21 protein-coding genes are annotated in these 25,270 nt (G+C 70.4%); 9 read left to right on the top strand and 12 right to left on the bottom strand.

Annotated features, from left to right (window positions below; genetic code table 11):
- Positions 1–12 precede the first annotated feature (12 nt).
- The 3 genes from HNQ09_RS00805 to HNQ09_RS00795 form a co-directional block, all read right to left on the bottom strand.
- Positions 13–1,194, bottom strand: coding sequence for a serine hydrolase (locus HNQ09_RS00805; RefSeq protein WP_343057557.1), 1,182 nt, complete (start codon positions 1,192–1,194; stop codon positions 13–15).
- A gap of 4 nt (positions 1,195–1,198) precedes the next feature.
- Positions 1,199–2,044 carry a DegV family protein gene (locus HNQ09_RS00800; RefSeq protein WP_184024173.1) on the bottom strand — a complete coding sequence of 282 codons (846 nt, stop codon included), beginning with the start codon at positions 2,042–2,044 and terminating at the stop codon, positions 1,199–1,201.
- Positions 2,045–2,199: 155 nt separating this feature from the next.
- The gene (locus HNQ09_RS00795) at positions 2,200–5,535 is read right to left on the bottom strand and encodes a heterodisulfide reductase-related iron-sulfur binding cluster (protein WP_184024170.1); all 3,336 of its coding nucleotides are present in this window, start codon (positions 5,533–5,535) and stop codon (positions 2,200–2,202) included.
- Positions 5,536–5,721: 186 nt separating this feature from the next.
- Here HNQ09_RS00795 and HNQ09_RS00790 point away from each other — a divergent pair, with 186 nt between their 5' ends.
- From HNQ09_RS00790 to HNQ09_RS00775, 4 genes are all read left to right on the top strand, one after another.
- A complete protein-coding gene (locus HNQ09_RS00790) occupies positions 5,722–6,246 on the top strand; it encodes a DUF2726 domain-containing protein (protein ID WP_184024167.1) in 525 nt (174 codons plus the stop codon).
- A 3-nt stretch (positions 6,247–6,249) separates the two neighbouring features.
- A complete protein-coding gene (locus HNQ09_RS00785; protein WP_184024163.1) occupies positions 6,250–7,275 on the top strand; it encodes an AAA family ATPase in 1,026 nt (341 codons plus the stop codon).
- A gap of 79 nt (positions 7,276–7,354) precedes the next feature.
- A complete protein-coding gene (locus HNQ09_RS00780) occupies positions 7,355–8,470 on the top strand; it encodes a vWA domain-containing protein (protein ID WP_184024160.1) in 1,116 nt (371 codons plus the stop codon).
- A 46-nt stretch (positions 8,471–8,516) separates the two neighbouring features.
- Positions 8,517–9,158: an NADPH-dependent F420 reductase gene (locus HNQ09_RS00775; protein ID WP_184024158.1), complete on the top strand. Its 642-nt coding sequence runs from the start codon at positions 8,517–8,519 to the stop codon at positions 9,156–9,158.
- Positions 9,159–9,197: 39 nt separating this feature from the next.
- Here the strand turns inward: HNQ09_RS00775 and HNQ09_RS00770 are convergent, their stop codons facing one another.
- The gene (locus HNQ09_RS00770; RefSeq protein ID WP_184024155.1) at positions 9,198–9,887 is read right to left on the bottom strand and encodes a metallophosphoesterase family protein; all 690 of its coding nucleotides are present in this window, start codon (positions 9,885–9,887) and stop codon (positions 9,198–9,200) included.
- Between the two features lie 64 nt (positions 9,888–9,951).
- On the opposite strand from HNQ09_RS00770, the gene HNQ09_RS00765 reads away from it, so the two are divergent.
- The 3 genes from HNQ09_RS00765 to HNQ09_RS00755 are packed head-to-tail and all read left to right on the top strand — an operon-like array spanning position 9,952 to position 12,261.
- On the top strand, positions 9,952–11,361 hold the full coding sequence (locus tag HNQ09_RS00765) for a hypothetical protein (protein ID WP_184024152.1): 1,410 nt from the start codon (positions 9,952–9,954) through the stop codon (positions 11,359–11,361).
- Positions 11,362–11,403: 42 nt separating this feature from the next.
- Positions 11,404–11,742 carry a cyclic nucleotide-binding domain-containing protein gene (locus HNQ09_RS00760; protein WP_184024149.1) on the top strand — a complete coding sequence of 113 codons (339 nt, stop codon included), beginning with the start codon at positions 11,404–11,406 and terminating at the stop codon, positions 11,740–11,742.
- Positions 11,743–11,799: 57 nt separating this feature from the next.
- Positions 11,800–12,261 carry an NUDIX hydrolase gene (locus tag HNQ09_RS00755; protein WP_184024147.1) on the top strand — a complete coding sequence of 154 codons (462 nt, stop codon included), beginning with the start codon at positions 11,800–11,802 and terminating at the stop codon, positions 12,259–12,261.
- Positions 12,262–12,264: 3 nt separating this feature from the next.
- On the opposite strand, the gene HNQ09_RS00750 is transcribed toward HNQ09_RS00755, so the two are convergent.
- Positions 12,265–15,573, bottom strand: coding sequence for a UvrD-helicase domain-containing protein (locus tag HNQ09_RS00750; protein WP_184024145.1), 3,309 nt, complete (start codon positions 15,571–15,573; stop codon positions 12,265–12,267).
- A 187-nt stretch (positions 15,574–15,760) separates the two neighbouring features.
- Between HNQ09_RS00750 and mntE the strand changes: the two genes are divergently transcribed.
- Positions 15,761–16,648: a manganese efflux transporter MntE gene (gene mntE / locus HNQ09_RS00745; protein ID WP_184024143.1), complete on the top strand. Its 888-nt coding sequence runs from the start codon at positions 15,761–15,763 to the stop codon at positions 16,646–16,648.
- 62 nt (positions 16,649–16,710) lie between these two features.
- Here the strand turns inward: mntE and HNQ09_RS00740 are convergent, their stop codons facing one another.
- The 7 genes from HNQ09_RS00740 to HNQ09_RS00710 all read right to left on the bottom strand — a co-directional run bounded on the left by HNQ09_RS00740 (position 16,711) and on the right by HNQ09_RS00710 (position 23,164).
- Positions 16,711–16,899, bottom strand: coding sequence for a DUF1540 domain-containing protein (locus tag HNQ09_RS00740; RefSeq protein WP_184024141.1), 189 nt, complete (start codon positions 16,897–16,899; stop codon positions 16,711–16,713).
- Positions 16,900–17,144: 245 nt separating this feature from the next.
- Positions 17,145–17,672 carry a hypothetical protein gene (locus HNQ09_RS00735; protein WP_246363045.1) on the bottom strand — a complete coding sequence of 176 codons (528 nt, stop codon included), beginning with the start codon at positions 17,670–17,672 and terminating at the stop codon, positions 17,145–17,147.
- Between the two features lie 95 nt (positions 17,673–17,767).
- Positions 17,768–18,310 (bottom strand): hypothetical protein, encoded by a 543-nt coding sequence (locus HNQ09_RS00730; protein WP_184024136.1) that lies wholly within the window; start codon positions 18,308–18,310, stop codon positions 17,768–17,770.
- A 61-nt stretch (positions 18,311–18,371) separates the two neighbouring features.
- Positions 18,372–19,373: a hypothetical protein gene (locus HNQ09_RS00725; RefSeq protein WP_184024133.1), complete on the bottom strand. Its 1,002-nt coding sequence runs from the start codon at positions 19,371–19,373 to the stop codon at positions 18,372–18,374.
- Positions 19,374–19,592: 219 nt separating this feature from the next.
- Positions 19,593–21,374 (bottom strand): translational GTPase TypA, encoded by a 1,782-nt coding sequence (typA, locus tag HNQ09_RS00720; RefSeq protein ID WP_184024131.1) that lies wholly within the window; start codon positions 21,372–21,374, stop codon positions 19,593–19,595.
- Positions 21,375–21,538: 164 nt separating this feature from the next.
- Entirely contained in the window at positions 21,539–22,489 is a 951-nt protein-coding gene (locus tag HNQ09_RS00715) for a hypothetical protein (RefSeq protein ID WP_184024129.1), read from the bottom strand.
- A gap of 105 nt (positions 22,490–22,594) precedes the next feature.
- Entirely contained in the window at positions 22,595–23,164 is a 570-nt protein-coding gene (locus HNQ09_RS00710; RefSeq protein WP_184024127.1) for a type 1 glutamine amidotransferase domain-containing protein, read from the bottom strand.
- 162 nt (positions 23,165–23,326) lie between these two features.
- On the opposite strand from HNQ09_RS00710, the gene HNQ09_RS00705 reads away from it, so the two are divergent.
- A complete protein-coding gene (locus HNQ09_RS00705; RefSeq protein WP_184024124.1) occupies positions 23,327–24,973 on the top strand; it encodes a methylmalonyl-CoA mutase family protein in 1,647 nt (548 codons plus the stop codon).
- Positions 24,974–25,270: the final 297 nt, after the last annotated feature.

Genomic DNA, 25,270 nt, shown 5'->3' with positions numbered 1-25,270 from the left:
CCAGCCCCGCACTCAGCCCGAGTCCGGTCCGGGGTCCGGCTCACCCAGCACCGCCGCGATCCCCGCATTGATCCAGGCGAAAGCGCGGCGGGTGTTGGGCATGGTGTAGGTCTCGGCGGCGCCGTGCTGCATAAAGGCGTAGACGACGTGGCGCCCGTCCCCGGTGCGGAAGGTGCCGCTGTAGGTCAGCAGCCGCCAGCCGTTGCCGCCCTTGCCCGCGAACCCGGTGACCTGGGCGGCCCCCGGCCGCAGCGCCGCGCGGCCATAGCCCAGCGCGGCGACCTCGCGCTGCCACGCGCGGGCGCCCGGACTCAGGCCGGGGCGCAGGGAGGCGTGGGCCAGCAGGGTGGCAAACTCGTACGGCGTGCTGAGGTTGTGCACCCGCAGGTCGTCTCGCGGATCGCTGCCCGCGTCGAAATACGCATTGAGCCGCTGCTGAAGCACGTCGGCCCGCTGCTTTTGCGCGTCGGCGTCGAGGGCGCTCGCCAGGCGCAGGCGCTCCTCGCCGGTCGCCGCGCTCCACCGTGCGCCGCCCGGGGTGCCCGGGGCCAGGACGCTCGACAGGCCCGTCTGGGCCACCCACCACGCCTTGGTGGGCAGAATCAGGCGGGTGCGGCACAGCCCCAGCTCGTCGGCCAGCGTCTGCACGCGGCTCAGGCCCACCCGGCGGTGCAGGATGTCGGTCGCGGTGTTGTCGCTGTCGCGCATCATCCGGACCGTCAGCTCGCGGACGTTGCTGCCGTCGTACGGGTAGTCCCCGAGGCTCTGGTTGGCCTGGGTCACGTCGAAGCGCTCGGCCGGCTTCAGAGTTCCGGCGTCCACCTGCCGCAGCACGGCCCACAGCACCGCCTGCTTGTAGGTGCTCGCCAGCGGAAACACGCCGTCGGGATCCTGGGCCACGGCGCGCAGGGGGCGCAGGGTCGCGGGGTCAATCTCGGCGACCCACAGGCCCAGGCGACCGCTCAGCGGGAGGGGCGGAGGCGGCGCGGGGAGAGCCGCAGGTGCGTTGCCCAGGCAGCCCGGCGCCGCCTCGCCGCGCCCGCTCGCCTGCACGTTCTGAAGTTCGGGAACCATCGTCTGGGGGTCGGGAAGCTGCGGCGCCCGCTCGCGCCAGGTCCACAGCCCAGCAGTCAGGGCCAGCGCCAGCAGGACGTACCGCCCCTTGTTCCGCAGGGCCGGAGGAGGTGCGCCCACGTGCCTACGCCGAGAGGGGTTCGAGAATCGCGCCGACCGTCCCCGGGCCGGTGTGGGTGGCGACGACCGCCCCGATGGGGTGGTCCCCCATGTCCTCGAAGGTCAGGCCCGACAGCCCCGCGCGGACCTCCTGCAAGTAGCCTTCGCCGCCCACGGTGCACAGCAGGGCGACCCGCGCGCCCGGGTGCGCCGCCACGTACTTGCCGACGTGACCGATGATGTCCTGCATGGCCTTTTTGTGCCCGCGCACCCGCCCGGCGGACTCGACCCGCCCGGCCCGGACGGTCAGGATCGGCTTGATGTTCAGCAGGCCGCCCAGCAGCGCGGCGGCCCCGCCGATGCGCCCGTTGATCCGCAGAAAATCCAGGGTGTCCACCGTGAAGCGGATGTCGGCCTGCGCCGCGACCCGTTCGAGTTCGGAGACGATCTCGGCCATGCTGCGGCCCTCGCGCGCCCGCTGCGCCGCCCGCAGCGCCTGCATCCCCAGCCCCAGCGTGACGAGGTGGCTGTCCACCACCGTCACCCGGCCCCCGAAGTCCTGCGCCGCCAGCCGCGCGCTGCCCACCGTCCCCGAGAGCTGCCCGCTGATATGCACGCTCAGCACCTCATCGGCCGTCTCCAGCGCCTCCCGGTACACCTCGGCGAACTCGGCGGGGCTGGGCTGGGAGGTCGAGGGAGTCTTTTTCCCGGCCTTCAGTCCCGCGAACAGCTCGGCGGGCTTCAGGTCGATGCCGTCTTTGTGCATCTTGCCGTCGAACAGCACATACAGCGGCACACTCCGAATCCCGTGCTGCGCGCACAGCTCGGGGCTGAGGTCGCTGGTGGAGTCCGTGACGATGGCGATGGTCATGGGGGTGATCTTAGCGCGGCCGTGCAGGAGCGGTCGGCGGGGGGCGGCCCGCAGGCGTTTTGGTGCCGCGCCCGCGACGCCGACCAGGGTCTCTCGCGGGCAGCACGGCAAAACGCCGCCCGGGTGGACGGCGTTGGGGAAGGGGACGGGGGCGCTCAGTCTTTTTTCCTGGGCACCCACTTCTTGCGCCCGGATTCGCCCGTCCCGGACCCGGCCGGGCTGGCGTCCCCCGTGGCCTGCTGGCCCCGCTCCAGCGCGTTTTCCCCGACCTCGGCGAGCTGGACGTGCTCGGTGATGGGCGCGGCGGCGGCAGGCTGAAGCGCTGAGGCTTCCTGGGGCACTGGGGCTTTGGCCTTAGGCTGCCACTTCGGGCGCTCGCCTGGAGTGACGGCGGGTTCGGCCGTGACGGGCACGGTTTCCACCGCAGCAACCGGACGCTCGGCAGGGGCGGCGCTGGTGGCGGCTTTGGGCGCCCACTTCTTGCGCTCTCCCGGCTGGGGGGCCGGAGAAACAGGCTCGACCGTCGGGGCCGCCGCTTCGGGCTGAGGCTGTTCGGGCTGAGACTGGGCAGCGGCTTCCGGGACAGCGGGCGCGGCGCCCTTCGGACTCCACTTCTTGCGCTCGCCGGAGGCCGGGTCGGCGGGGGCCGCAGCGGGGGCGGCGGAGACCTCCGCCTGCGCTTCCGGCTGGGTCGCCGCCCTGGGCTTCCAGGCTGGGCGGGCGGGCGCCGCGCCGGCGGGAGCTGCCGCTCCGGCCTGCGGGACGGGAGCAGCACTCACGTCGTCGCCGCTCCCCTTGGGCTTCCAGGCCTTGCGCGCAGGCGGGGCCGCCTCACCGGCGGGTGCCGGGCTGGAGGCGGGCGGCTGGACGCTGGTCGCCGCTGCCGCGCTCACGTCGTCGGCCCCGGCCTTCGGCTTCCAGCTTTTGCGGGCCGGGGCAGACGCAGCGGGCGCCTCGGCCACCGGGGCCGCCTGCGCCTGTGCCTGCGCCACGTCGTCTCCCCCACCCCGGGGCTTCCAGCTTTTGCGCGGCGACGAATCGGCCGAGGAGGACGTAACCGGGCTGGGTGCGGCGGCCTGGGCTTCCGGCTGGGTGTGGGCGTTGGCGAGGGGGCTGCCCGGCTGAGCGTTGATCACCTCGGCGCTGGTCTGGCCCAGCACGTCCGGGTCGGCGTCGGCGGCGGGCGTCTCCCCGGTGCGGTGCATCGGCAGCTCCGCGTTGGGAACGACGGGCACGGCAGACTCTTCCAGCGTGCTGTCCGGCGCCTCGGCCGGGGCCACCCACTCGCCGGTCGCGCGCTGCACGCTTTCGAGCATCAGCTCGGCCACGTCCCTCACCACGATGTCGTCGCGCCCCGCCTTTTCGGGCGTCGAGTTCATCATCGACTTGCAAAAGGGGCAGCCCACCGCCACGACCTTGCCGGTCTGCTGGTACTCGGCAGAAGCCTGCGCGGCCCCGTCGAGCCGGGCCTGAATCTCGCGGAAGCGGTTGTCGGAGACGCGCTCGCGGCCCTCCTCCTCCTCCTTCCAGAACTGGGCACCGCCCGCGCCGCAGCAGAACGAATTGTCGCGGCTGCGCTCCAGCTCCAGCACCTGCCCGGCCATCTGGGTAATCAGGGTGCGCGGCGCGTCGTACACGCCGTTGTGGCGGCCCAGATAGCAGGGATCGTGGTAGGTGACCGACTGCTCAAGCTGCGCCAGCGGCAGCTTGCCCGCCGCCACCAGCGTCTCCAGGTACTCGGTGTGGTGGATGGTCCGGTAGTGTCCGCCGAGCTGCTTGTACTCGTGGCCGATGGCGTTCATGCAGTGCGGGCAGGTGGCGACGATCAGTTTGGGCCGGACCGAGTTGAGCGTCTCGACGTTTTCCTGGGCGAGCGTCTGGTACAGGAACTCGTTGCCCGAGCGGCGGGCCGAGTCGCCCGTGCAGGCCTCCTTCTTGCCCAGGACGGCGTAGTTCACGCCCGCCTTGTCCAGCAGTTGCACGAAGGACCGGGCCACCTTCTGCGCGCCGGGGTCGTAACTCGCCGCGCAGCCCACCCAGTAGATCACGTCGGGTTCGGGGTTCTCGTCGATGGTGGGCACCTTCAGCCCCTCGGCCCACTCCAGGCGCTTGTCGCGCGAGATGCCCCAGGGGTTGCTGGCACGTTCCATGCCGCGGAAGGCGGTCTGAAGCTGCGGCGGGAACTCGCCCGCGACCATCACCTGATGGCGGCGGATGTCGATGATGTCGAGCATCTGCTCGTCTTGTACCGGGCAGACCTGCATGCACGCGCCGCAGGTCGTGCAGGCCCACACCGACTCCTCGTTGATGGCGAATTCCAGCAGGGGGTGGGCGGTGGAGGCCCCCGACTCGAAAGCGGTGGGGCGCAGGGTAAAAGGGCTGGGGTGCGGCGCGCCCGCCGGAGCCGCGAGGCTCTGCGCGGCCAAACCCAGCGTGGTCGGGCCTCCTCCGGCCAGCAGGCTCCCACCGCCGCCCGAGGTCAGCACGTTCAGCTCCATGCGCTTGTTGATCTCCAGCGCGGCGGGCGACAGCGCCTTGCCGGTGGCGTTCGCCGGGCACACGTCCTGGCAGCGGTTGCACTGGATGCAGGCGTAGGCGTCGAGGAGCCGGGGCCATTCCAGGTCCTCGAGTTTCTCGGCGCCCAGCCGGGGTTCTTCGGCTTCCATCGCCTCTTCCAGCCCCTTCATCGGGGGCAGCACGCCGGAGCCAACCGGGCGCTTGAGGGCGTAGTTGAGGGGCGCCATGAAGATATGGATGTGCTTGGTGTAGGGGAAGTAGGCCAGGAACGCCAGCACGCTGCCCAGCGCCCCCCAGTACCCGAAGACGCGCCAGCCCTGAATGGCCGAGTCGCTCAGGCCCCCGAACAGCGCCGACCCCAGCGCCGACGAGATCGGCTGGAAGGCGTCGTAGCGGCCCAGGTCGCGGGCTTCCTCGACCATCTTGGCGGCGTTGCCCAGGATGCGGCTGCCCACGTGGAAGAAGATGAAGCCCGAGACGATCAGGCTGTCGCGCTGGATGAAGTTGCGCTTCAGCAGGGGGTGCAGCAGCGTCTTTTCGGTGAAGCGGAAGTCGCGTTTGCTGGGATGAAAGAGCCGCCGGACCACCAGGCTCACCACGCCGACCAGCACCAGGAAGCTCAGCACGTCGGCGAGCAGGTTGTAGGCAGCTCCCAGGAAGCTGTCCGAGTAGATGTGGAAGGGAAAGAAGCCTTCGAGGCCGTCCACCACGTTGACCAGCAGGTAGTACACGAACCCGTAGAAAATCAGGCTGTGCAGCGCACTCACCCACGGGCGGCGGCGGAAGGTCCGCTCCTGGGTCAGCGAGGTCTTGACGGCGTACCACAGCCGCGACCCCAGCTCGTTCCAGCGGACCTCGGAGGCGGGGGCACCCCGCTTGACGCGCAGGTAAAGGCGGTAAAAGCCCCACAGGCCGTACAGTCCGGCGATCAGGGCGAAGAGAAAGAACAGGATTTTGTGTTCGAGCGGCAGCAAGGCGGTCTCCTGGGGGTGTGGGGCAGGGCGTGGGAACCCAGAACTTTGAACTGGGTCAAAGTATAGCGGGCGGCGACGATGCGCTCGGGGCTGAGCACAGTTTATGCGGGCGCACTTGTACGCAGGTCAGCCAAAGTCACGGATGTGCAGCCACGCAGGAAAGCGCCGCCCGCTAAGCTCCGGCCCATGTCCCCCCTCGGTTGTCTCGCCAGTCTGTTCGGAGTCAAGGAAAAACCCGCTGCTGTCCCGGAACCGACCAATAGCACCGTCCCCGACGCCCTGCCGGTAGAGGTCAAACGCTACTTTTTCAGCCGCGACGAGAACGCTTTTTTCGGCGTGCTGGAAGAGGTGCTGGCGGGAACACCCTACCGGGTCTTTCCAAACGTGCGCCTGAACGACCTCTTTCGCATCAGGGCCGAGGCGCAGCGGGGTGCGGTCTATGCCCGCCTGCGTGACAAACACGTGGACTTCCTGATCGTGAACGCCGCCGAGGCTTTCCGCCCGGTGCTGGCCCTCGAACTCGACGGGGCTTCCCACGGCAGCGAGAAGCAACAGCACCGCGACGCGGTCAAGGACGTGGCCTTCCGGTCGGCGGGGCTGAAGTTGCTGCGGCTGCCTTCGCGGGCGTATTCGGCGGCGGAACTCGGCGGGCGGCTGGGAGCGGACCTGCCCGCTTTGCAAAACCCGCCTGCTCCCAGGCGCTACCCTTGAGGCGTGAGCCTGACCCCCAGCGACCTGCAAAGCTACCTCTCGGCCCTGATCGGCGGGGACCTCAAGCTCTCGACGATGATCTGGGGACCGCCCGGCGTGGGCAAGAGCAGCGTGGTCGCGCAGGTGGCCCAGCGGCACGCCCTGGGCTTCGTGGACGTGCGCCTCTCGCAGCTCGCGCCGACCGACCTGCGCGGCCTGCCCGTGCCCGAGGCGGACGGCCAGGGCGGGGGCGTGAGCAAATGGTACCCGCCCGAGTTCCTGCCGCGCTCCGGAAGGGGCATTCTCTTTCTGGACGAGGTGAACATGGCGCCGCCCACCATGCAGGGCATGGCGCAGCAGCTCATCCTCGACCGCCGGGTGGGGAGCTACGAACTGCCGGAGGGCTGGTTCGTGTGGGCCGCCGGAAACCGCAAGGAGGACCGCGCCAGCGTCTTCGACATGCCCGCGCCGCTCGCCAACCGCTTTCTGCACCTCAGCGTGCGGCCCGACTTCGACTCGTGGCGCGCGTATGCGCTGGGGCGCGGGCTGCACGAGCACGTGATCGCTTTCCTGACCTTCCGCCCCGAGCTGCTGCACCGCCTCGACCCCGCGCAGCCCGCCTGGCCCAGCCCGCGCGCCTGGGAGATGGCCTCGCAGCTGCACCGCGCCGGGCTGGACGTGGCCCCCGCCATCGGGGAGGCCGCCGGGGCGGAGTTCAGCGCCTTTGTGCGGCTCTACGAGCAGCTTCCCGACCTCGGGCTGGTGCTGCGCGGGCAGGGCGCGGGGCTGAGGCTGCCGGGCGAACCCAGCGTCCGCTACGCCGCCGTCGTGGGGCTGGCCGCCCGCGCGGGAGATGCGGACGAGGCGTTTCACGCCTTTACCTGGCTGGCCGACGCCGCCGGGCCGGAGTGGCTGCAACTGTACGTCGCCACGCTGGTCAGCAAGTTCCAGGCCATCGGGCAACTCGGCGAGCTGGCCGGGCTGCTGACCCGCGACGAGCGGCTGGCGGCGCTGGTGGCGGGAACGCTGGCGCTGGCGGAGGGGGAATGAGGAGAGCGGTGCGCGGGACGCAGAACGCGGTTGGTGTTTCCCGCGCACCGCGCACCGCCTCCCGCCTCCGGTGCCGCCCATGACCTCCCCCGACCTCCAGCGCCTCGTCTCCGGCTCGCGCCTGCGCCTGCGCGGCAAGTCGGCTTTCTTCGCCACGCTGCTGCTGCACGCCGAATTCGTGCCCTCGCGCGAGGTGGCGGCGGCGAGCACCGACGGCGAACGGGTGTACGTGAACCCGGAAGTGGCGGCCAGCCTGCCGCCCGACGTGCTCGACGGCCTGCTGCTGCACGAGGTCTTGCACGCGGCGCTCTCGCACGTGGAGCGCCGGGGGCCACGTGAGCGCAGGCGCTGGAACCGGGCCGCCGACACCATCGTGAACGGGATGGTCGCCGCCGCCGGACTGCCGCTGCCGCCGGGGGCGGTGCGCGACGACCACCTGGAGAAGCTCAGCGTGGAGGAGGTCTACACCGCCACCGAGGGCCAGGAGGACGGAGAGGGCGACGAGGATGCGGACGACCTGCTCGACGGCCCTCCCTCCGACGCGCCGCCAAAGGGCAGCAAACCGGGGCAGAGCGCCTCGCGGCAGTGGCAGCAGGCGCTGGCCCAGGCCCGCAGCGTGGAGGCCATGGGCGGCGAGCACGGCCACGACCCGCTGGGGATGCACCGCGAACTCGCGCGGCTGGCCCCCGCGCGGCTGGACTGGCGGGCGCAGCTGTGGCGCTTTCTGGCCCGGACGCCGGTGGATTTCGGAGGCTTCGACCGCCGCTTCGTGGGGCGCGGGCTGTACCTGGAGGCGCTGGACGACGAGTCGCTGACCGCCCTCATCGCGGTGGACACCTCCGGCAGCGTGGACGACGCGGCGGTGCGGGCGCTGGTGGGCGAGGTGCAGGGGGTGCTGGGTGCCTACCCACACGTGCGGGCGATCCTCTACTACGCCGACACCGAGGCGTACGGCCCCTATGACCTGCGCCCCGGCGACGCCATTCCCGACCCGCAGGGCGGCGGCGGGACCGACTTCCGGCCGATCTTTGCGCTGGCGCAGGATCACGAACCCGACGTGCTGATCTACCTCAGCGACGGCTACGGCGACTTTCCAGCAGAGGCGCCCGCCATGCCGACCCTCTGGGTGGTGCCGCCCGGCGGGCTGGAGAACGAGGGCTTTCCCTTCGGGGACGTGCTGCGGCTGGAGGAGTAGACGGGAAGCTCACAATCCCCGGCCCGGCGCGGGCGAACACTCGGGCATGAACTTCGGCGTGATCGGTTCGGGGATGGTCGGTCAGCAGCTCGCCGCCGGTCTGGTGCGGCTGGGACACGGGGCCATGATCGGCACCCGCGATCCGGCCAAACTGGAGGCGTTCGTGCGGACCTATCCCGGGGTGAGGGCCGCGTCCAACGCCGAAGCCGCCGCGTTCGGGGAACTGGTGCTGCTGGCGACGAAGTGGGAGGGCACGCGGGAGGCGCTGCACCTGGCTGGACGGGAGAACCTGGAGGGCAAGGTCGTGGTGGACATCACCAATCCGCTGGACTTCTCGGAGGGCAAACCCGCCCTGGCCCTGGGCTTCAGCACCTCGGGCGGCGAGCAGGTGCAGGGCTGGCTTCCGGGGGCGCGGGTGGTCAAGGCGCTCAACAGCGTCACCGCCGGGGCGATGCTCGACCCGCGCGGCTTCACCGGGGGCGAGCCGGACATGTTCATCGCCGGCAACGATGCCGGGGCCAAAGCGGACGTGACGCGCTTGCTGGAGAGCGTCGGCTGGGGCGTGGTGGACCTGGGCGACATCACCCAGAGCCGCCTGCTGGAGCCGCTGGCCCTGATCTGGATCACCCACGCCCTGAACTCGGGCTGGACGAAAAACGACCACGCCTTCAAGCTGCTCAACCGCTGAGGAGGGTGCGCGCAGCGGGGGCGGCCCGCAGGCACGGGATCAGTTCCTGAACCCGGTTCGCAGCACCCGCGCCTCCTGCGCGCCGTCCGGCAGGTGCTTCGCCGCCCAGCGGGCGGCCCCCTCCACGTCGTAGGGCACGCGGCGGAAGGTCACGTTCCAGACCCCGGCGCGGCGTTCGAGCAGCACCCAGCGGGCGGTGGGGTCGCCGTCCTTTTGCCGCGAGACGGCCCCGGCGTTGACGAAGGTCACCCCGCCCTGCGTGAACAGGCCCTCGGTGTGGGTGTGCCCCACCACGACGACCCGCGCGCCCGGCCACGCCCGCACCTGCGCCGCCCTCTCCTCGCCGGAGAGGTGAAAGAGGGCCTGCCACGCGTCCACCAGGCTGCCGTGCGCGAGCAGCACCTCCCCGTTCCCAGCGGGGGCGGTTAGCGGGAGGGCGGCGAGTTCGGGGGGAATGCCGCCCAGCTCGCGCTCCAGGAAAGCGCGGTGGCTCCGGGTCTCCGGGTCCAGCCGGGCGGGGTCCGCGAGCAGGAACTCGTCGGTGTTGCCGCGCACGCTGGGCGGCGCGTGCTTGCGCTGCAAGGCCCAGGCCCCGGCGGGGTCGGCCCCGTTCCAGACGGTATCACCGAGGTTGTGGACCGCGTCCGGCGCCTGGCCCCGCAGGTCTTCGAGCACCGCCTCCAGCGCAAAGCGGTTGCCGTGAACGTCGGTCAGGATGGCGAGCCTCATGGGGGCATCGTGGCACACCGGCGGCCCCCCTCCGCACCCGGACGGGTCTGGCATCATCTGACCCATGACCTTTTCCGAACCTGGGCTGCGGACCCTGACCACGCTGGACGTGGAGGCGGCGCTGGAGGCGGCGGGCGCTCCGAGGGCGACGGCCGATACCCTGGCGGCCCTCAGCGGCCACCCCGACGCGCGGGTGCGGGCGGCGGTGGCGCGGCACCCCAACACGCCGGTGGAGGTGCTGGGGCTGCTGGCCCCGGCCTTTGCCGCCGAGGTGCTGGAGAATCCCGGCCTGCCGCTGATGCGCCTGGCGCGCCCGAACCTGCTGGGCGCCTTTCCGGCCGAGGGGGTCACGGCCCTGCTCGCGCTGCCGCAGGCGCCGGGCTGGGTGGTGGACGGCGCGCTGCGCCACGAGGATTTCAGCGTGCGGACGGCGCTGGCCGCGCGGCCCGGTCTGGGTGAGGGCCGCATTCAGGCGCTGGCGCAGGACGCGGGCTGGCAGGTGCGCGAGGCGGTCGCCCGGCGCCCGGACCTCCCCGAAGCGCTGCTGCGTCAGCTCGCGGGAGACGACGACTACGACGTGCGGCGGGCCGTCGCCGCCCGGCCCGACCTGCCGGGAGACGTGCTGCGGACCCTGGTGGAAGACGCCCACGGCACGGTGCGCGCCTCGGTGGCCCGGCGCCTCGACCTGCCGCTCGACTGCATGTTGACCCTGGCGCAGGGCGACGACCCGGACGTGCTGGCGACCCTGGCCCGCCGGGTGGACCTGCCCCGAGACGTGCGCGAGTGGCTCGCGGTCAGCGAGCACCCCACCGTGCGCGCCGCCGCCCTGCAAGCCTGGAGCGTGCCCGCCGCCTGGCTGGCCCGCGCCGAACACGACGCCGAGGACGAGGTCCGCGCCGCCCTGGCCCGCCGCCCCGGCGTGCCCCCCGAGCTGCTGGCCCGCCTGGCCGGGGGCGATTCCGAGACCGTGCGCCGCGCCGTGCTGGAGCGCAACGACCTGCCCGAAGCCGCCGTGCTGGCCCTGGCCCGCGCCCCCGAGCAGGACATCCGCCTGCACGTCGCCAGCGCCGAGGGCCTCGCGCCGGGGGTGCTGGACGTGCTGCTCGCGGACCCCGACGCGGCTGTGCGCACCATCCTGGCGGTGCGGCCCGACCTCGGCCCGGAGCGGCTCTGGCAGCTCGCCGCCGACCCCGACCCCGAGGTGCGCCGCGCGGTCGCCTACGCCGAAGTGCCGGGAGAAGACGCGCTGGCCCGGCTCGCCGCCGACCCCAACCCCGGCGTCCGCCGCGCCGCCGCCCGTCACCCGGCCCTGCCCACTGCCCTGTGGCCCGCCCTGGCCGCCGACCCCGACGAGGGAGTGCGGCTGGCGGTGGCCGGGAGGGCAGATCTGCCGGAAGCCCTGCGTGGGCCGCTACGCCAGGACCCCGACCCGAGCGTGCGGGCAGAGGCGCAGGGCGAGCCGGAGTCCACCTGAAGCGGGATGCGCCCGCCGCCACTTTCCTGCACGCTGGCGGCCATGACCCCCCCGCGCCCCCTCGCCCTGGCTTTGGCCCTGCTGCTGGCAGGTGCGTTCGCTCCCGTCCTCGTGCCGACCATCCCCGCCGGACTGAGCGCCGACGGGCACGTGTTCGCCCGCCACGCCCTGCGCGAAACCTTCAACCTGCTGGATAACCCGGCGCAGAGAATCCTGATTCTGCGTCTGCGCGTCGTGCGCGTCGTACCGGAGGGGGGAGAGGGCGACTGCGGCGAGCTTCCCTTCGTCAGCCGCCAGCATTACCGGGGTACGGTGCAGGCGTTGACGCTGTTCGGGCTTCCCCTCCAGACGTTTTCGGCCAGCTGTGAAGGGGTCTGGTGATCCTCCGCCATCTGGCTGGGTGCGTCAGAGCCGGTGCAGACGCCAGACTGCTTCCCCATGACCGATATCCGATTGCCCCTGGGCGGCGTGAAGTTCAGTGTGCGCGTCGCCATCCTCTGCGTGCGGGACGGAAAACTGCTGGCGACCTCCGAGCCGGGGCTGCCGTTCTGGTACCTGCCGGGCGGCGCCCTCGCGGTGGGCGAGGACGCGGCCTCCGGCGCCGCCCGCGAATGGACCGAGGAAACCGGGCTGGAGCCGGGGCCGCTGCACCTCGCCGGCATTGTCGAGTCCTTTTTCGGGGTGGGGGCGGCCCGTCAGCATGAGATCGGCTTTTATTTCCGCATGGAAGCCCCAGCGGAACTTCCCGCCGGGCCGTTTGCCGTGCTCGACCAGACCTCCTTTCCCTGCGACTGGATTCCCTTGACCGAGCTGGCGAGCAGGCCGGTGCATCCGCTGGCGGCCCATCAGCTTCTCGGTACACCCCCCGGCACATTGCGCCACATCGTCAACCGCGAGTGAGGCCTACAGCTTGGTGAGGTTGGCGAATTTCACCAGCAGTTTCTTGGTGCCTGCCGAGGCGAAATGCACCGTGACCTCCTGGCGGTCGCCCACGCCCGCCACCGCGAGCACCTGCCCCTCCCCGAACTTGGGGTGGGTGACCTTCTCGCCGCCCCGGTAAGCCATCTCCGAGGTCATGGGGCTGGTGTTCTTCACGGCGTTTGCGCGCGCGGGCACGGTGGGGCGGTAGTCCTTCCAGCTTTTGGTGCGGTAGTCGATGACCTGCCCGTAGGGGTCCACCGCGTCGAAGCCGCCCTCGATCTCCTCCAGAAAACGGCTGTCCTCGGTCGCGTTGGTCTTGCCGTACTGCATCCGGTTTTGCGCGGCGGTCAGAAAGAGCCGCTCCATCGCCCGGGTGATGCCCACGTAAAAGAGCCGCCGCTCTTCCTCGATGCCGCTCTCGCCCTCGGTCAGCGCGTTGCGGCTGGGCAGCAACCCCTCTTCGGTGCCCACGATAAACACCACCGGGAACTCCAGGCCCTTGGCGTTGTGCAGGGTCATCAGGATGACGGCCTCTTCCGGCACGCCCTTGTTCTCCTGCTTCGCGCGCATGTCGTCCACGCTGGAGAGCAGCGCGGCGTCGTCGAGGAAATCGTGAATGGTGCCCTCGTTCGTCTGCGACCACTCCTCGGCGGCGCTGACGAGTTCCTCGAGGTTCTCCATGCGCACCTGGCCCTCCTGCCCTTCCTGGCGCAGCAGGTCGAGGTACCCGCTGGTCTCGATCACGAAGCGCAGGAAGCCGCCCGGCGGGTAGAGGTCGGCGGCGTCGCTCATCGCCGCGATCAGCCCCGCGAACTCGGTGGCCTTTTGCGCGCCCCGGTCGAGAATGTTCTGCTCCTGGGCCTGGGCACAGGCGGTCAGGATGGATGTGCCGTTGACCCGCGCCCACTCCATCAGCCGTTCGAGGGCCGTGTCCCCGATGCCGCGCCGGGGCCGCCCGATGATGCGGCGCAGCGCCACGTCGTCGTCGGGGTTGAGGGCGAGGCGGGCGTAGGCGAGCACGTCCCGGATCTCGCGCCGGTCGTAGAAGCCCACGCCGCCCACGATCTTGGCCGGAATCTGCACCCGCCGCAGCGACTCTTCCAGGACGCGCGACTGGGCGTTGGTGCGGTACAGGATCGCCATGTCGGTGAAGGGCATCCCCTCGCCGTGCAGCCGAGTGATCCACTCGGCCACGAAATCTCCCTCCGAGCGGTGGTCGGTCGCCCGGTGGAAGAAAACCGGGTGGCCGTCCGCCTTGACCGCCTTCAAGGTCTTGTCGAGCCGCTCGGCGTTGTTCTCGATCAGCCGGTTGGCGAGGCCCAGGACGCGGGCGCTGGAGCGGTAGTTGTGCTCCAGCATGTAGACCCGGGCGTCGGGGTAGTCCTTTTGAAAGTCGAGGATGTTCTGGATATCGGCGCCGCGGAACTTGTAGATGCTGTTGTGGACGAGCAGCCCGCCCGCCACGTAGGTATGGGTGGGCGAGACGGTCAGGTCGTAGACGGGGCCGCCGTAAGCTTCTTGCGAGACAGCCTCCACGCTGACCTCGCGCAGCCTCCCCGCCTCCTGGGCGAGCATCTTCATGCCGGGGTGCAGGTGGGAGAGCGGCAGGAAAGCGTACATGCGGCCGCCCACCACGGCCTTGCGCTGAAGTTCCAGTCCACCGTCGCGGGCGATCTGCTGGGCCTCGGTCAGAGCCTGAGCGTAGTCCTTGCGGCTGACTTCCAGGCGGAAGCCGCCCTTGCCGTCGTCCCGAACGGGATGCCCGGCGTCCAGCAGCTGCTGGGCGATGTCCGCGCGGTTGCTGCTCCACTGGATGCGGTGGTAGCCCACCAGGCCATGCCGGAAATCCTGGTACATCACCAGGTTCACGCTCTGGCGGCGCGCCCCGTTTTGCGGGCGATGGTGCGGAAACTCGGGGTGGAGGTGCAGGTCGGCCATCAGCCGCCGCGCCGCGCCTACCGTATCCAGCTCGGAAAAAAGGCGCGCGGGCTGCGCTTCGCCCATCGCCAGATTCCGGCCCACCCCGTGGAAGAGGGCGGTCGGCAGGCCGTAGCGGGCGGTGTACAGCGCTTCCCAGTACGCGGCGTCGGCGCGGGACTCGCAGACGCGCAGCACCCACACCTTGTCCCCGTTTTCTTGGTTGAGCCGGACCCGGTAGCCGTCGTCGGTCTCGCCCTCGGCGTTCTGCCCAGCACCCACCGTCAGGGCACCCACCGTCAGGCCCAGGCGGTAACCCCGGTCCTCGCGGTACATCAGGGAGACGTACCACTGCCCGGCCATCGGCTCGTGCCGGGCCAGGACGACGTGGTGGGGAGTGCCGCGCAGGGCGCGCCCCCCGGCTGTGACGTTCCAGAGCGGCCCCGCCGAGTGTCCGCGTTTGACGTGCGTGACGCGGGCCGGAACCAGGCTCTCGTCCCCACCCGTGCCGCACACGAAGTCCCCCTCGGCGATCTCCTCGATGGGCCGCTCTCCATTCGGGGTGCAGACCGGGGTGCCGGGCGGGAGACACTGGTCGGGGTCCCCCACCACCAGCAGGTTCCGGTCCCGGCTGGCCAGCAGCCGCGTCAGCTCGTACTGCGCCTTGTTGGTGTCCTGGTACTCGTCCACGTGGATGAACCTGGCACGGTCCTGCACCCGGCCGAGCACCCCCGGCACCTCGCGGAAGAGGCGCACCGTCTCGGTGATCAGGTCCCCGAAGTCGATGGCGTTCTGGCCCTTCTTGCGGGCCTCGTAGCGGCGGTACATCTCGGCGGCGGCCTCGCGCGGCAGGCCGCTGATAAACGGCTCGGGGCTGCGGCCCAGGTCGGCGGGCGTCAGCAGGTTGCTCTTGGCGCGGTCGAGGATGCCGCGCAGCACGCGCGGATTGGTGTCCGGCCCGATGCCGGGAATGGACCCCATGATCTCCTTGAGGATGTCGAGCTGGTCGTCGTCGTCGTAGATGACAAAGCCCCGCCGCAGCCCGATATGCTCGCCGTAGGCCCGCAGGATGCGGACGCCTGCCGAGTGGAAGGTGCTCATCCACAGCCGGTCGGCGCCGGGAATCAGGTGCCGCGCCCGCTCGCGCATCTCGGCGGCGGCCTTGTTGGTAAAGGTCACCGCCAGGATCTCGCCCGGGTCCACCCCGTAGTGCTGGGCGAGGTGGGCGATGCGGTAGACCAGCGTGCGCGTCTTGCCGCTGCCCGCCCCCGCGATCACCAGCGCCGGGCCGGTGTAGTGGTCGGCAGCCTGGGCCTGGTTGGGGTTGAGCTGGGCGAGCAAAGGGGAATCGGGCAGGTCCGGCGCGAGAGTCACCGAACGATTCTAGCAGGGGGGGTTACGTTGCAGGCGTAACGGAGCGGCCGGGCCGGAGGGAGGGGCCGCCAGCGCCCCGGCGAGCCTCGCCCTTCCTGGCCTGCCGACCTCGGTCCTGCGCCAGCGCCGCGCTGTTCCTGGCCGGGTGGCGGCTTTTGCCGTGCCTAACCCTGTTAGCCTCATCCCCATGGACGGCACGGCAAGGATTGCCCTGGGCAGCGTGGTGGTGGCCGCCGCCGTGCTGGGCCTCAAATTTTTGGCGTACCTCTTGACCGGCAGCGTGGCGCTGTATTCGGACGCGCTGGAGAGCGTGATCAACGTGGCGGCCGCCGTCGCCGCCCTGATCGCCCTGCGGGTGGCGGCCCGGCCTGCCGACGCGAACCACCCCTACGGACACTCCAAGGCCGAGTATTTCAGCGCGGTGGCCGAGGGCGTCTTGATCGTGCTGGCGGCGATCAGCATCGCGCGCGAGGCCCTGCCCGCCCTGCAAAGCCCGCGCCCAGTCGAGGCGCCGCTGCCGGGCCTGGCGATCAACCTGGGGGCGACCGTGCTCAACGGCATCTGGGCGAGCGTGCTGCTGCGGGTGGGGCGGCTGGCGCGTTCGCCCGCGCTGCTCGCCGACGGCCGGCACGTGTTGACCGACGTGTTTACCAGCGTGGGGGTGCTGGCCGGGGTGCTGCTGGCCAGCCTCACGGGGCTGCACTGGCTCGATCCGGCGCTGGCGCTGCTGGTCGCCGTGAACATCCTCTGGAGCGGCTGGGGGCTGGTCCGCGAGAGCGTGGGCGGCCTGATGGACGCGGGGGTAGACCCCCAGACCGAGACCCGCATCCGTCAGGCCATGAGCGAACACGCCGAGGGCGCCCTGGAGATGCACGACCTGAGAACCCGGCACGCGGGCCGCGTGACCTTTGTCGAGTTTCACCTCGTCGTGCCGGGAACCATGACCGTGCAGCAGGCGCACACCATCTGTGACCGCCTGGAAGACGCCATCCACGAGCAGATCGCCGGCTCGGCGGTCACCATTCATGTCGAGCCGCAGGAAAAGGCCAAGCACCACGGCGTGCTGGTGCTGTAGCGGGACGGGCAGGGGCGGACCCGCCTCGACGTGCGGGTCCGCCCCTGGGATCACCCGGTGAATCAGGTGCTGGGCCGCTGGCTGTCCGTGTCGCCCAGTCCGTCTTCCGGGCTGAACGTGAGGCACTGGGCCATCTGCCCGCTGAGACTGACCTCGATCTGCCCGGCCATGCACTGCTCCTGCTCGTTGTAACGGCAGGTGGTGGCGTCACAGCGGCTGACGACGCTGCCCTGCATGTTGCTGTCGTTCATGGGTGACCTCCTGCGTGCAGCGTGCGCGTGAGGCCGCCCCACGACCGTGACCCGCCTCCCTAAATAAGGATTAGGCCACAAATCCGACAGGTTCAGGTGGGATTGCCGGAGTGGAGCGCAGAACGGCGCTGGGACGCTTCTGCCCTTGGCCCCGACCTGACCGGCCCCAGCCGGAGCTGAGGATTCCGTGAAAGCCCGCTGGCCTGGGCGCTGGACTGGCAACGCGGCCGACGTGGGCCAGGCGCTCAGTTCAGCAGGGTGCCCCGGATGCCCTGGGCGCAGGCGATGCGGTGGGCGACCGCCTGCGGGTCAAGCTGGCCGTACTCGCGCAGGCCCGCCGCCACGACCTCCACCTCGGCCCAGGAACGGCGCAGCAGGGCGCGGGCGCGGGCTTCCAGCACCGTGAGCTGCGCGTCCAGGACTTCCAGCTCCTCAGGGTCGGTCACGGCAGCGGCGAGAAGACGCCGGGGATTGCGCGCAGCCGCCTCGGCCTCCGGGAGGGCCACACTCAGCAACCGGGCCATCGCCGTGCGGGCCAGGGCCACCAACACCACGTCCTCGCGCAGGCCCCGGTGGGCGGCGAGCGCCTGAGGGTCGGGGTCGAGGGGATAGCTCACGCCGGGCGCGTCCAGCGTCACCCCGGCCACACGCAGCGGCGCGCGCGGATGCAGGTGCGCCAGCACGGCCTCGGCAGCCAGCAGCAGAGACGCGGCATGAAGGTCGGCGTGGGGGGCGGTGGCAGCGGCGGAGGCGGTAGGCAGGGGTCTGGTCATCATCCGGAGTCCAGAGGTCAGGATAGAGAGCGAATCTTAAGAAACCAAGGGGCGGGTGACCCCCGTCCACATAGGCAGGCCACCAGAGCTGCCCTTCAGGAGCAGATGTCGCGGGCGTCAAGTTGGAAGGCGGTCCGCAGCTCCCCCTCCTCGAAATGGTTCTGAGAACAGACGATCTCGCCCGTCCGGCTCATCCGCAGGGTGCTCAGCCGCCCTGCGAAACTCCGAAAAATGTCCATCTCACCGCGCTCGACGGGCAAGGCCCCGGCTGCTGTGCGAAAGGGGAAAGACAGGGCGCGGGCGGCGTTTCCCCGGAAGGCCGACGCTGCCGCCCGGCGCTCTGGCAGCAACCTTTCGCCGCACCAGACGAGCCGGGCCTGACCCCCGCGAATCAGGTAGGCCCGGCCCCGGTTATACCCATAGATGTATACCCGGTCGGCCCGGCCAGCCGGAAAGGCCACCACGTCCGTATGCGACTCTGCGCCAACGTCCAAGCAGCGCTCTAGGTGCTTCGGGAAGACTTCGGCATGAAGGCGCGTGGCCTCCAGAGCAGCCTGCCTCTGTTCCACCAGGGAAGAGGCGCCCGCCAGGGACACCAGCATCAGCCCACCGGAAACGCCCACCGTTCTCAAGTTCATACGGCAGGGTACTCAGGCGGCGTGACGCGGCCCTGAAAGCGGGAGGGCGTCCCCGCACCCGCTACACCTCCAGATCGCCCCTCGGCTTGCGGAACTTCTCCTCCAGAAAGCGCTGGTGGGTCAGCAGGTCCTGGCCGCCCGAGCGCAGCGCGGTGCCCAGGATATCCTGCACGGCGTTCAAGAGCAGGTCGAGCTGCTCGCGCAGCAGGTCGCGGCCGGTCTTGCCCCCCTCCAGCGGCTGGGTGCTGGCCAGGGTGGGCGGCAGCTTGAGGTAGGCGCGCACTGCCCCCGGCGCGTACTCCTCGCGGACGGCGCGGGCGAGGTACGCCGCCTCGCTGCCCTGCTGGCCCAGGGCTTCCAGATGGGTCAGGGCCTCGCGGGTCCGCAGGTCAAGCGCCGCGAGTTGCGCGCGGGCCTCGCCGGGCAGGCGGTCGTCGCGGACATAGGCGGCCAGCGTGGAGGCGGCTGGGGGCAAGGCCGGAGCCGGAGCTGGGGGGGGAGGAAGCGGGGCCAGGTCAGCCGCTTCCCGCTGCCGCTTGCTGAGCTTTCTCGCCCGCCTGGCCTGCCGCCGCGCTTCCCGGCGCTCGGCATAGGCCCCGGCGGGGCCAGCCCAGTTCCCGAAACTGCCCACGGGGAAGCCGCCCGCCTGCTCGGGCAGCGGCGGGGGCGAGGTGGGAGCCGCCACGGCCTGCGGGCGGCGGCCGGAACCCGCCGTGAATCCGGCCGTGGTCAACCAGACGATGCCCATCACGACCAGGGGGAAGACCAGCCAGGTCGCCCCCAGCCCCAGAAAGACCAGTCCGGCCAGCACCCCCACCAGCAGCGCCCGCCAGTCCCGCTGCCAGCGGTGAAAACCGCGCGACCCCAGGTACCCCAGCAGCATCCCCGCCGCCGGATGCACCGCCCACCCCGCCCCCAGCACCGCCAGCAGCACGAGGATGGCGGCGGCCCGCCCCACCTCGGCGGCGTGCCTGCCCCGGCGCGAGAAGATCACCGACCCCCACAGCGCCAGCGCGAGGCCCGCCAGCGGGTGCACGATCCAGGCCACGGCGTCGGGCAACATCAGCGGTGCGGGTCCCAGACGGACAAGACGAGGCGAGACATGGTTCCAGTACGGGGAGAGGAGACAGGCGGTTTCCGCCGCTGGCCCCAGGGGCTGTGAAGGGCAAGGGAAACCCCCCGGGGTGGCCCGGGGGTCTCTCTGGTCACTTCTCGGCTTGACCGCTGTGCAAGTCGCGCTGTGCAAGCCGCTTCGCCCGACCCCTCTGGGGCGGCGCGGCGCCTACTTGCGGAAGCTGGGGTTGAGCACCTTCTTGCGGAGGCGGATGCTCTGGGGGGTCAGCTCGACCAGTTCGTCGTCCGCGATGTACTCCAGCGCGTCTTCCAGGCTCAGGCGGCGCGGGGGGATCAGGGTTAGGGCCTCGTCGGCGCCCGAGGAGCGCACGTTCGTCAGCTTCTTGTTCTTGCAGACGTTGACGTTCATGTCCTGCTCGCGGGCGTTCTCACCGACGATCATGCCGACGTAGACCTCCTGCCCGGCGTCGATAAAGAACGCGCCCCGGTCCTGCAACTTCCAGATCGAGTACGCGAAGGCCACCCCGTCTTCCATGCTGACCAAGGAGCCGTTCTGGCGGGTCTTGAGGTCCCCGGCCCACGGCGCGTAACCGTCGAAGATGTGGCTCATGATGCCCTCGCCCTGGGTCATGGACAGAAACTGGGTGCGGAAGCCGAACAGCGCGCGGCTAGGGATCTTGAACTCCACTCGGGTGCGGGTCCCCTGCGGCTCCATGTTCACCATCTGGCCCTTGCGGGCGCCCAGCACGCCGATGACGGTGGAGGAAAAGGCCTCAGGCACGTCGATCACGAGGTGCTCGATGGGTTCGTGCTTCACGCCGTCGATCTCGCGGATGATGACCTGCGGCGCGCCGACCTGCACCTCGTAGCCCTCGCGGCGCATGGTTTCCAGCAGGATCGAGAGGTGCAGCTCGCCGCGGCCCGAGACCTTGAACTCGTCGGGGCGAATCTCCTCGACCTTGAGCGACACGTTGGTCATGACCTCGCGCTTGAGGCGGTCGTTGAGGTGACGGGAGGTGACGTACTTGCCCTCCTTGCCTGCAAAGGGGCTGGTGTTGGGCTGAAAGATCATGGAGACGGTCGGCTCGTCCACCGTGATGATGGGCAGCGCCTCGGGGTCGGCGAGGTCGGCCACCGTCTCCCCGATCTGGGCGTCCTCGATGCCCGCGAGCGCCACGATGTCCCCGGCCCCCACCTGATCGACCTCCATGCGGCGCAGGCCCATGTGGGTGAAAGGCTGCACGACCCGGCTCTTGGTCATGGTGCCGTCCTTGTGCATCAGCTGGACGAACTCGCCCTTCTTGACGGTGCCGCGCTGCACCCGGCCCATCACGATGCGGCCCAGGTACTCGGAGTAGTCGAGGTTGGTGACCAGCATCTGGAAGGGCGCTTCGAGGTCGACCTGGGGCGCGGGAATCTGCTCCAGCACCATCTCGAACAGCTCGTGCATGTCGTCTTGCGGCTTGTCGAGGTCACGGAAGGCCTTGCCCTCGCGCGCGATGGCGTACAGGATCGGGAAGTCGAGCTGGTCGTCGCTGGCGCCGAGTTCGGCCATCAGGTCGAAGGTCAGGTTGACGACCTCCTCCGGGCGGGCGTCGTTGCGGTCGATCTTGTTGATCACCACGATGGGCTTGAGGCCCAGTTCGATCGCCTTGCGCAGCACGAAGCGGGTCTGGGGCATCGGCCCCTCGGCGGCGTCGACGAGCACCAGCGCGCCGTCCACCATGCCCAGCACGCGCTCGACCTCGCCGCCGAAGTCGGCGTGGCCGGGGGTGTCCACGATGTTGATCTTGACGCCGTTGTATTCCACCGCCGTGTTCTTGGCGAGAATGGTGATGCCGCGTTCCTTTTCCAGGTCGTTGGAGTCCATCGCCCGCTCGGCGATCTCCTCGCCGTGGCCGAGCTTGAGGGTCTGCTTAAGCAGGCCGTCCACCAGCGTGGTCTTGCCGTGGTCGACGTGCGCGATGATGGCGATGTTGCGGTATTCCATAGGTCAGCTCCCTTGATCGCGGAGCCGCTAGCTCTCAGCGGTCAGCCTTCAGCTCTCAGCTCATGTGCATGAAAAAACCCGCCGCAGGTCCGGTCTGGCCCATGGGGCGGGATACCCAAACGGGGATTTTAGCAGATGAGCCGGGGGGGAGGGTCAGGTGGGGGTCACGCTTCGGCCAGCGGCACCCAGCTCCAGCCTCCCACGTCGTGCCGTCCGGCGTTCCGGGCCGCGCGGCGGGCACCGAGATTCTCACCGTGGATGGTGCCGGACAGCACCCGTTCGTCCCCGGGCAGCGCGCGGGCCAGCAGCGTGGACAAAGGCGGCCCGAGGCCGTGGCCGCGTGCATGTGGCGCGAGCAGCAACTCCTGCACGACCTGGGCAGGCAGGCCGAGCTGCGTCTCGGGCAGGGTGCCCGCGTAGCCGCTCCAGCTTCCGCGCCACAGCACGTCGAACATCGTGCCCGCCTCGATACAGGCCCGCAGGTCGTCTTCCTCTATCACGCGCGCCTGCCCGGCGTGCTGCGGGTGCCGGGCGTCCACGGCGGCGTAGGCCGCCACCGCCTCCCCGTGGTGGGTCAGGTCGCGGGCCGGGCGGAGGGTGAGGCCGTCCGGGACCCCCCTCCGCCGCAGGGCCGCCAGGGGCGCGGCGAGCACGCGCAGGTCCGCTGAGGCGCCGGGCAGGGCCGCCGTCCATCCCTCCAGCGGCGCGGCGCTCCAGACCCGCAGCCGTCCGGGCTGGAAGGCGCCGTACACGTCCAGGGCCGCCTGCTGCAAGGCGGGGAGGTCATCCGGCGTCAGCGGCCGCGTCGTCACGCTGGCGTCCACAAAGGGCTTCTCACGGTCCAGGCCCTCGAAGCGGATGGAGAGCATGGCCCCCAGGTCCGGCCCGACTTCGGCCCAGCGGTTCAGAAACGCGGCGGGCGGCTGGCCCACATTCAAAAAGTCGGCCCGCTGCGCCGCGAGGTCGAGGTCGGTGGCGAGTTGCAGGTCGAAGGCGTGTTCCTCGGCCAGCAGGGCAAGGCGGGTCCGGTCGTCCACCCAGGTCCGCGTGAGGGGATGCTGCGCGGCGAGCGAAAAGGCGGCGAGGTCGGCGGCCGTGGGCAGGGGATCGGGCATCGGCCCCAGGTTAGGACGCCATGCGCGGGCCGGGCATGGGCCAGATGGCCGGGGGCGGGAGAGGGGGAAAGCCCCCCGCCCGGCCTCTCCGCCTGCTGACCGCCCTCACTTCCGGCGGCGGCTGTGGTCCCCTTCCGCGAATTCCTCGATCATCTTGGCGTTGAAGGCGGGGAGGTCGTCCGGCTTGCGGCTGGTCACCACGCCCTTGTCCGTCACGCATTCCTCGTCTACCCATTCGGCGCCCGAGAGGGTGAGTTCGCGCTTCAGGCTGGGCCAGCTCGTCATCCTCAGGCCCTGGCTGATGCCCGTCTCGGAAAGGCTCCAGGGGCCGTGGCAGATCGCGGCGATGGGCTTGCCCAGGTCGTACATCTCGCGCACGAAGCGCATGGCCGCCCCGTCGAGCCGCAGCGTGTCGGGGTTCACCGTGCCGCCGGGGAGCAGCAGGCCGTCGTAGTCCGGGGCCTTCACCTCCGAGACCACCCGGTCCACCGGGTATTTGCCCTTCGGCTCGATGTCGCCCTTCATGGCCTGAATCTCGCCCGGCTTCAGGCTGACGAGGTCGGCGGTCGCCCCGGCCTCCTCGAGGGCCTGGCGGGGGCTGGTGAGTTCGATCTCCTCTACCCCGTCGGCGGCGAGAATGGCGATTTTTTTGCCCTGCAACGGCTGCTTCGTCATGCGCTCAGCCTGCCCCGCCAAGATGGACGCGGGCCGAGAGCAGCCTTGAGGGGGCTTGAGCGTGGCGCCGAACGTACCGGCCCCGACCCGCCCCTTCTGCTACCCTGTTCCCACCTAACGAGCGTTTGTTTCCGCCTCTCCCCCGCCCCCGGAGGTTGCCCGATGAAGACCAAAAACGAGTGGATGCAGAGCGTGTACCTGCCCGCCACCCAGAAGTTCCCCGAGCGCAAGTACAACTTCAAGAACCTCTCCGACCTGGACCCCGAGCCGATCTACACGGCCGACGACCTGGGGGACTGGGACCCAGGGCGCGACCTGGGCTATCCCGGCGAGTTTCCCTACACGCGCGGGGTGCAGTCCAGCGTGTACCGGGGCAAACTCTGGACCATGCGGATGTTCGCGGGCTTCGGCAGCGCCGAGCAGACCAACGAGCGCTTCCACGCGCTGCTGAAGGCCGGGCAAACGGGCCTCTCCACCGCCTTTGACCTGCCCACCCTGATGGGCTACGACTCCGACCACCCGTTCAGTAAGGGTGAGGTCGGCAAGTGCGGGGTGGCGGTGAGTTCCCTGGCAGACATGGAGATCCTCTTTCAGGGCATCGACCCCGAGCAGGTCACCACCTCCATGACGATCAACAGCCCGGCGAACGCGATCTGGGCGATGTACATCGCCAACGCGCAGAAGCAGGGCAAGGACCTGACGAAAATCGGCGGGACCATCCAGAACGACATCCTCAAGGAGTTCATCGCGCAAAAGGAGTTCATCTACCCGCCCGCGCCCAGCGTGAAGCTGGTGATCGACACCTTCGAGTGGGGTCCCCGGGTGGTGCCGAGGTGGAACTTCATCTCGGTGAGCGGCTACCACATCCGCGAGGCGGGGGCGACGGGCGTGCAGGAGCTGGCCTTTACGCTGGCCGACGGCTTCCACTACGTGGAAAAGGCGCTGGAGCGGGGGCTGGACATCGACGAGTTCGCGCCGCGCATCTCGTTTTTCTGGGACATCCACAACGACTTTTTCGAGGAGATCGCCAAGCTGCGCGCCGCGAGGCGCATCTGGGCGCGGCAGATGCGGGACCGCTACGGCGCGAAAAATCCGAGGTCGTGGATGCTGCGGACGCACTCGCAGACGGCCGGAGTGTCCTTGCCCGCGCAGCAGCCGCTGAACAACATCTCGCGGGTGGCGATTCAGGCGCTCGCGGCGGTGCTGGGCGGCACCCAGAGCCTGCACACCGACGCCTACGACGAGGCGCTGGCCCTGCCCACCGAGGAGGCCGCGACCATCGCCCTGCGGACCCAGCAGATCATCGCTTTTGAAACGGGCGTGGCGGGCGTGATCGATCCGCTGGCGGGCAGCTACTACGTCGAGAAGCTCACGGGCGACATCGAGGCCGCCGCGCTGGGCTACATCGAGCAGATTCGCAACATGGGCGGGGTCGAGGCGGGGATCGACAACGGCTTTTTCCAGCTGGAGATGGCGGAGGCCGCCTACCGCTACCAGCGCGAGGTCGAGACCGGCGACCGCATCATCGTGGGTGTGAACGACTTCGTGCAGGACGCGGTCGAGGTGCCCATCCAGCTGATCGACCCCGAGGTCGAGCGGGTGCAGGAAGCCCGGCTGGCGCAGGTGCGGCGCGAGCGCGACCCGGTGCGGGCAGAAGCCGCCCTGGCTGCCCTGCGCGACGCCGCCGTGACCGGAGCGAACACCATGCCCGCCTTTCTGGAGTGCGCCCACGCCTACACGACGCTGGGCGAGCAGATGGACACCTTGAAGCGGGTCTACGGGGAGTACGTGGAGCCGGTGCTGGTGTGAGGGACGGGCAGCTCCACCGTCTGATACGGGTACCGCCACCGGAAGCCAGGATACGGGGAGCCGAGCTGCTGCGGGACTACCGGACACAGTTCGACTTCTTGCCGTCTGGCACATGGCTGGCGGGGAGACGGATTCAGGGGAAGAGTGTGGGCCTGTTCGGCGTCCACCTCGCGCCCACGTCCGCGCCTGCCCAGCGGGAAGCCGCCGCGCAGCTCTACCTGCAAAGCCTGGGGGAGCTTCTGCCACCGCCCCCTTGGACGATCTGGACGGTGCGCGATAGAGAGCAGAACCTGCTGG

The organism is Deinococcus budaensis (assembly GCF_014201885.1).
In the GTDB taxonomy this organism is placed as follows: domain Bacteria; phylum Deinococcota; class Deinococci; order Deinococcales; family Deinococcaceae; genus Deinococcus; species Deinococcus budaensis.
This window is presented reverse-complemented; position numbering and strand designations above follow the sequence as displayed.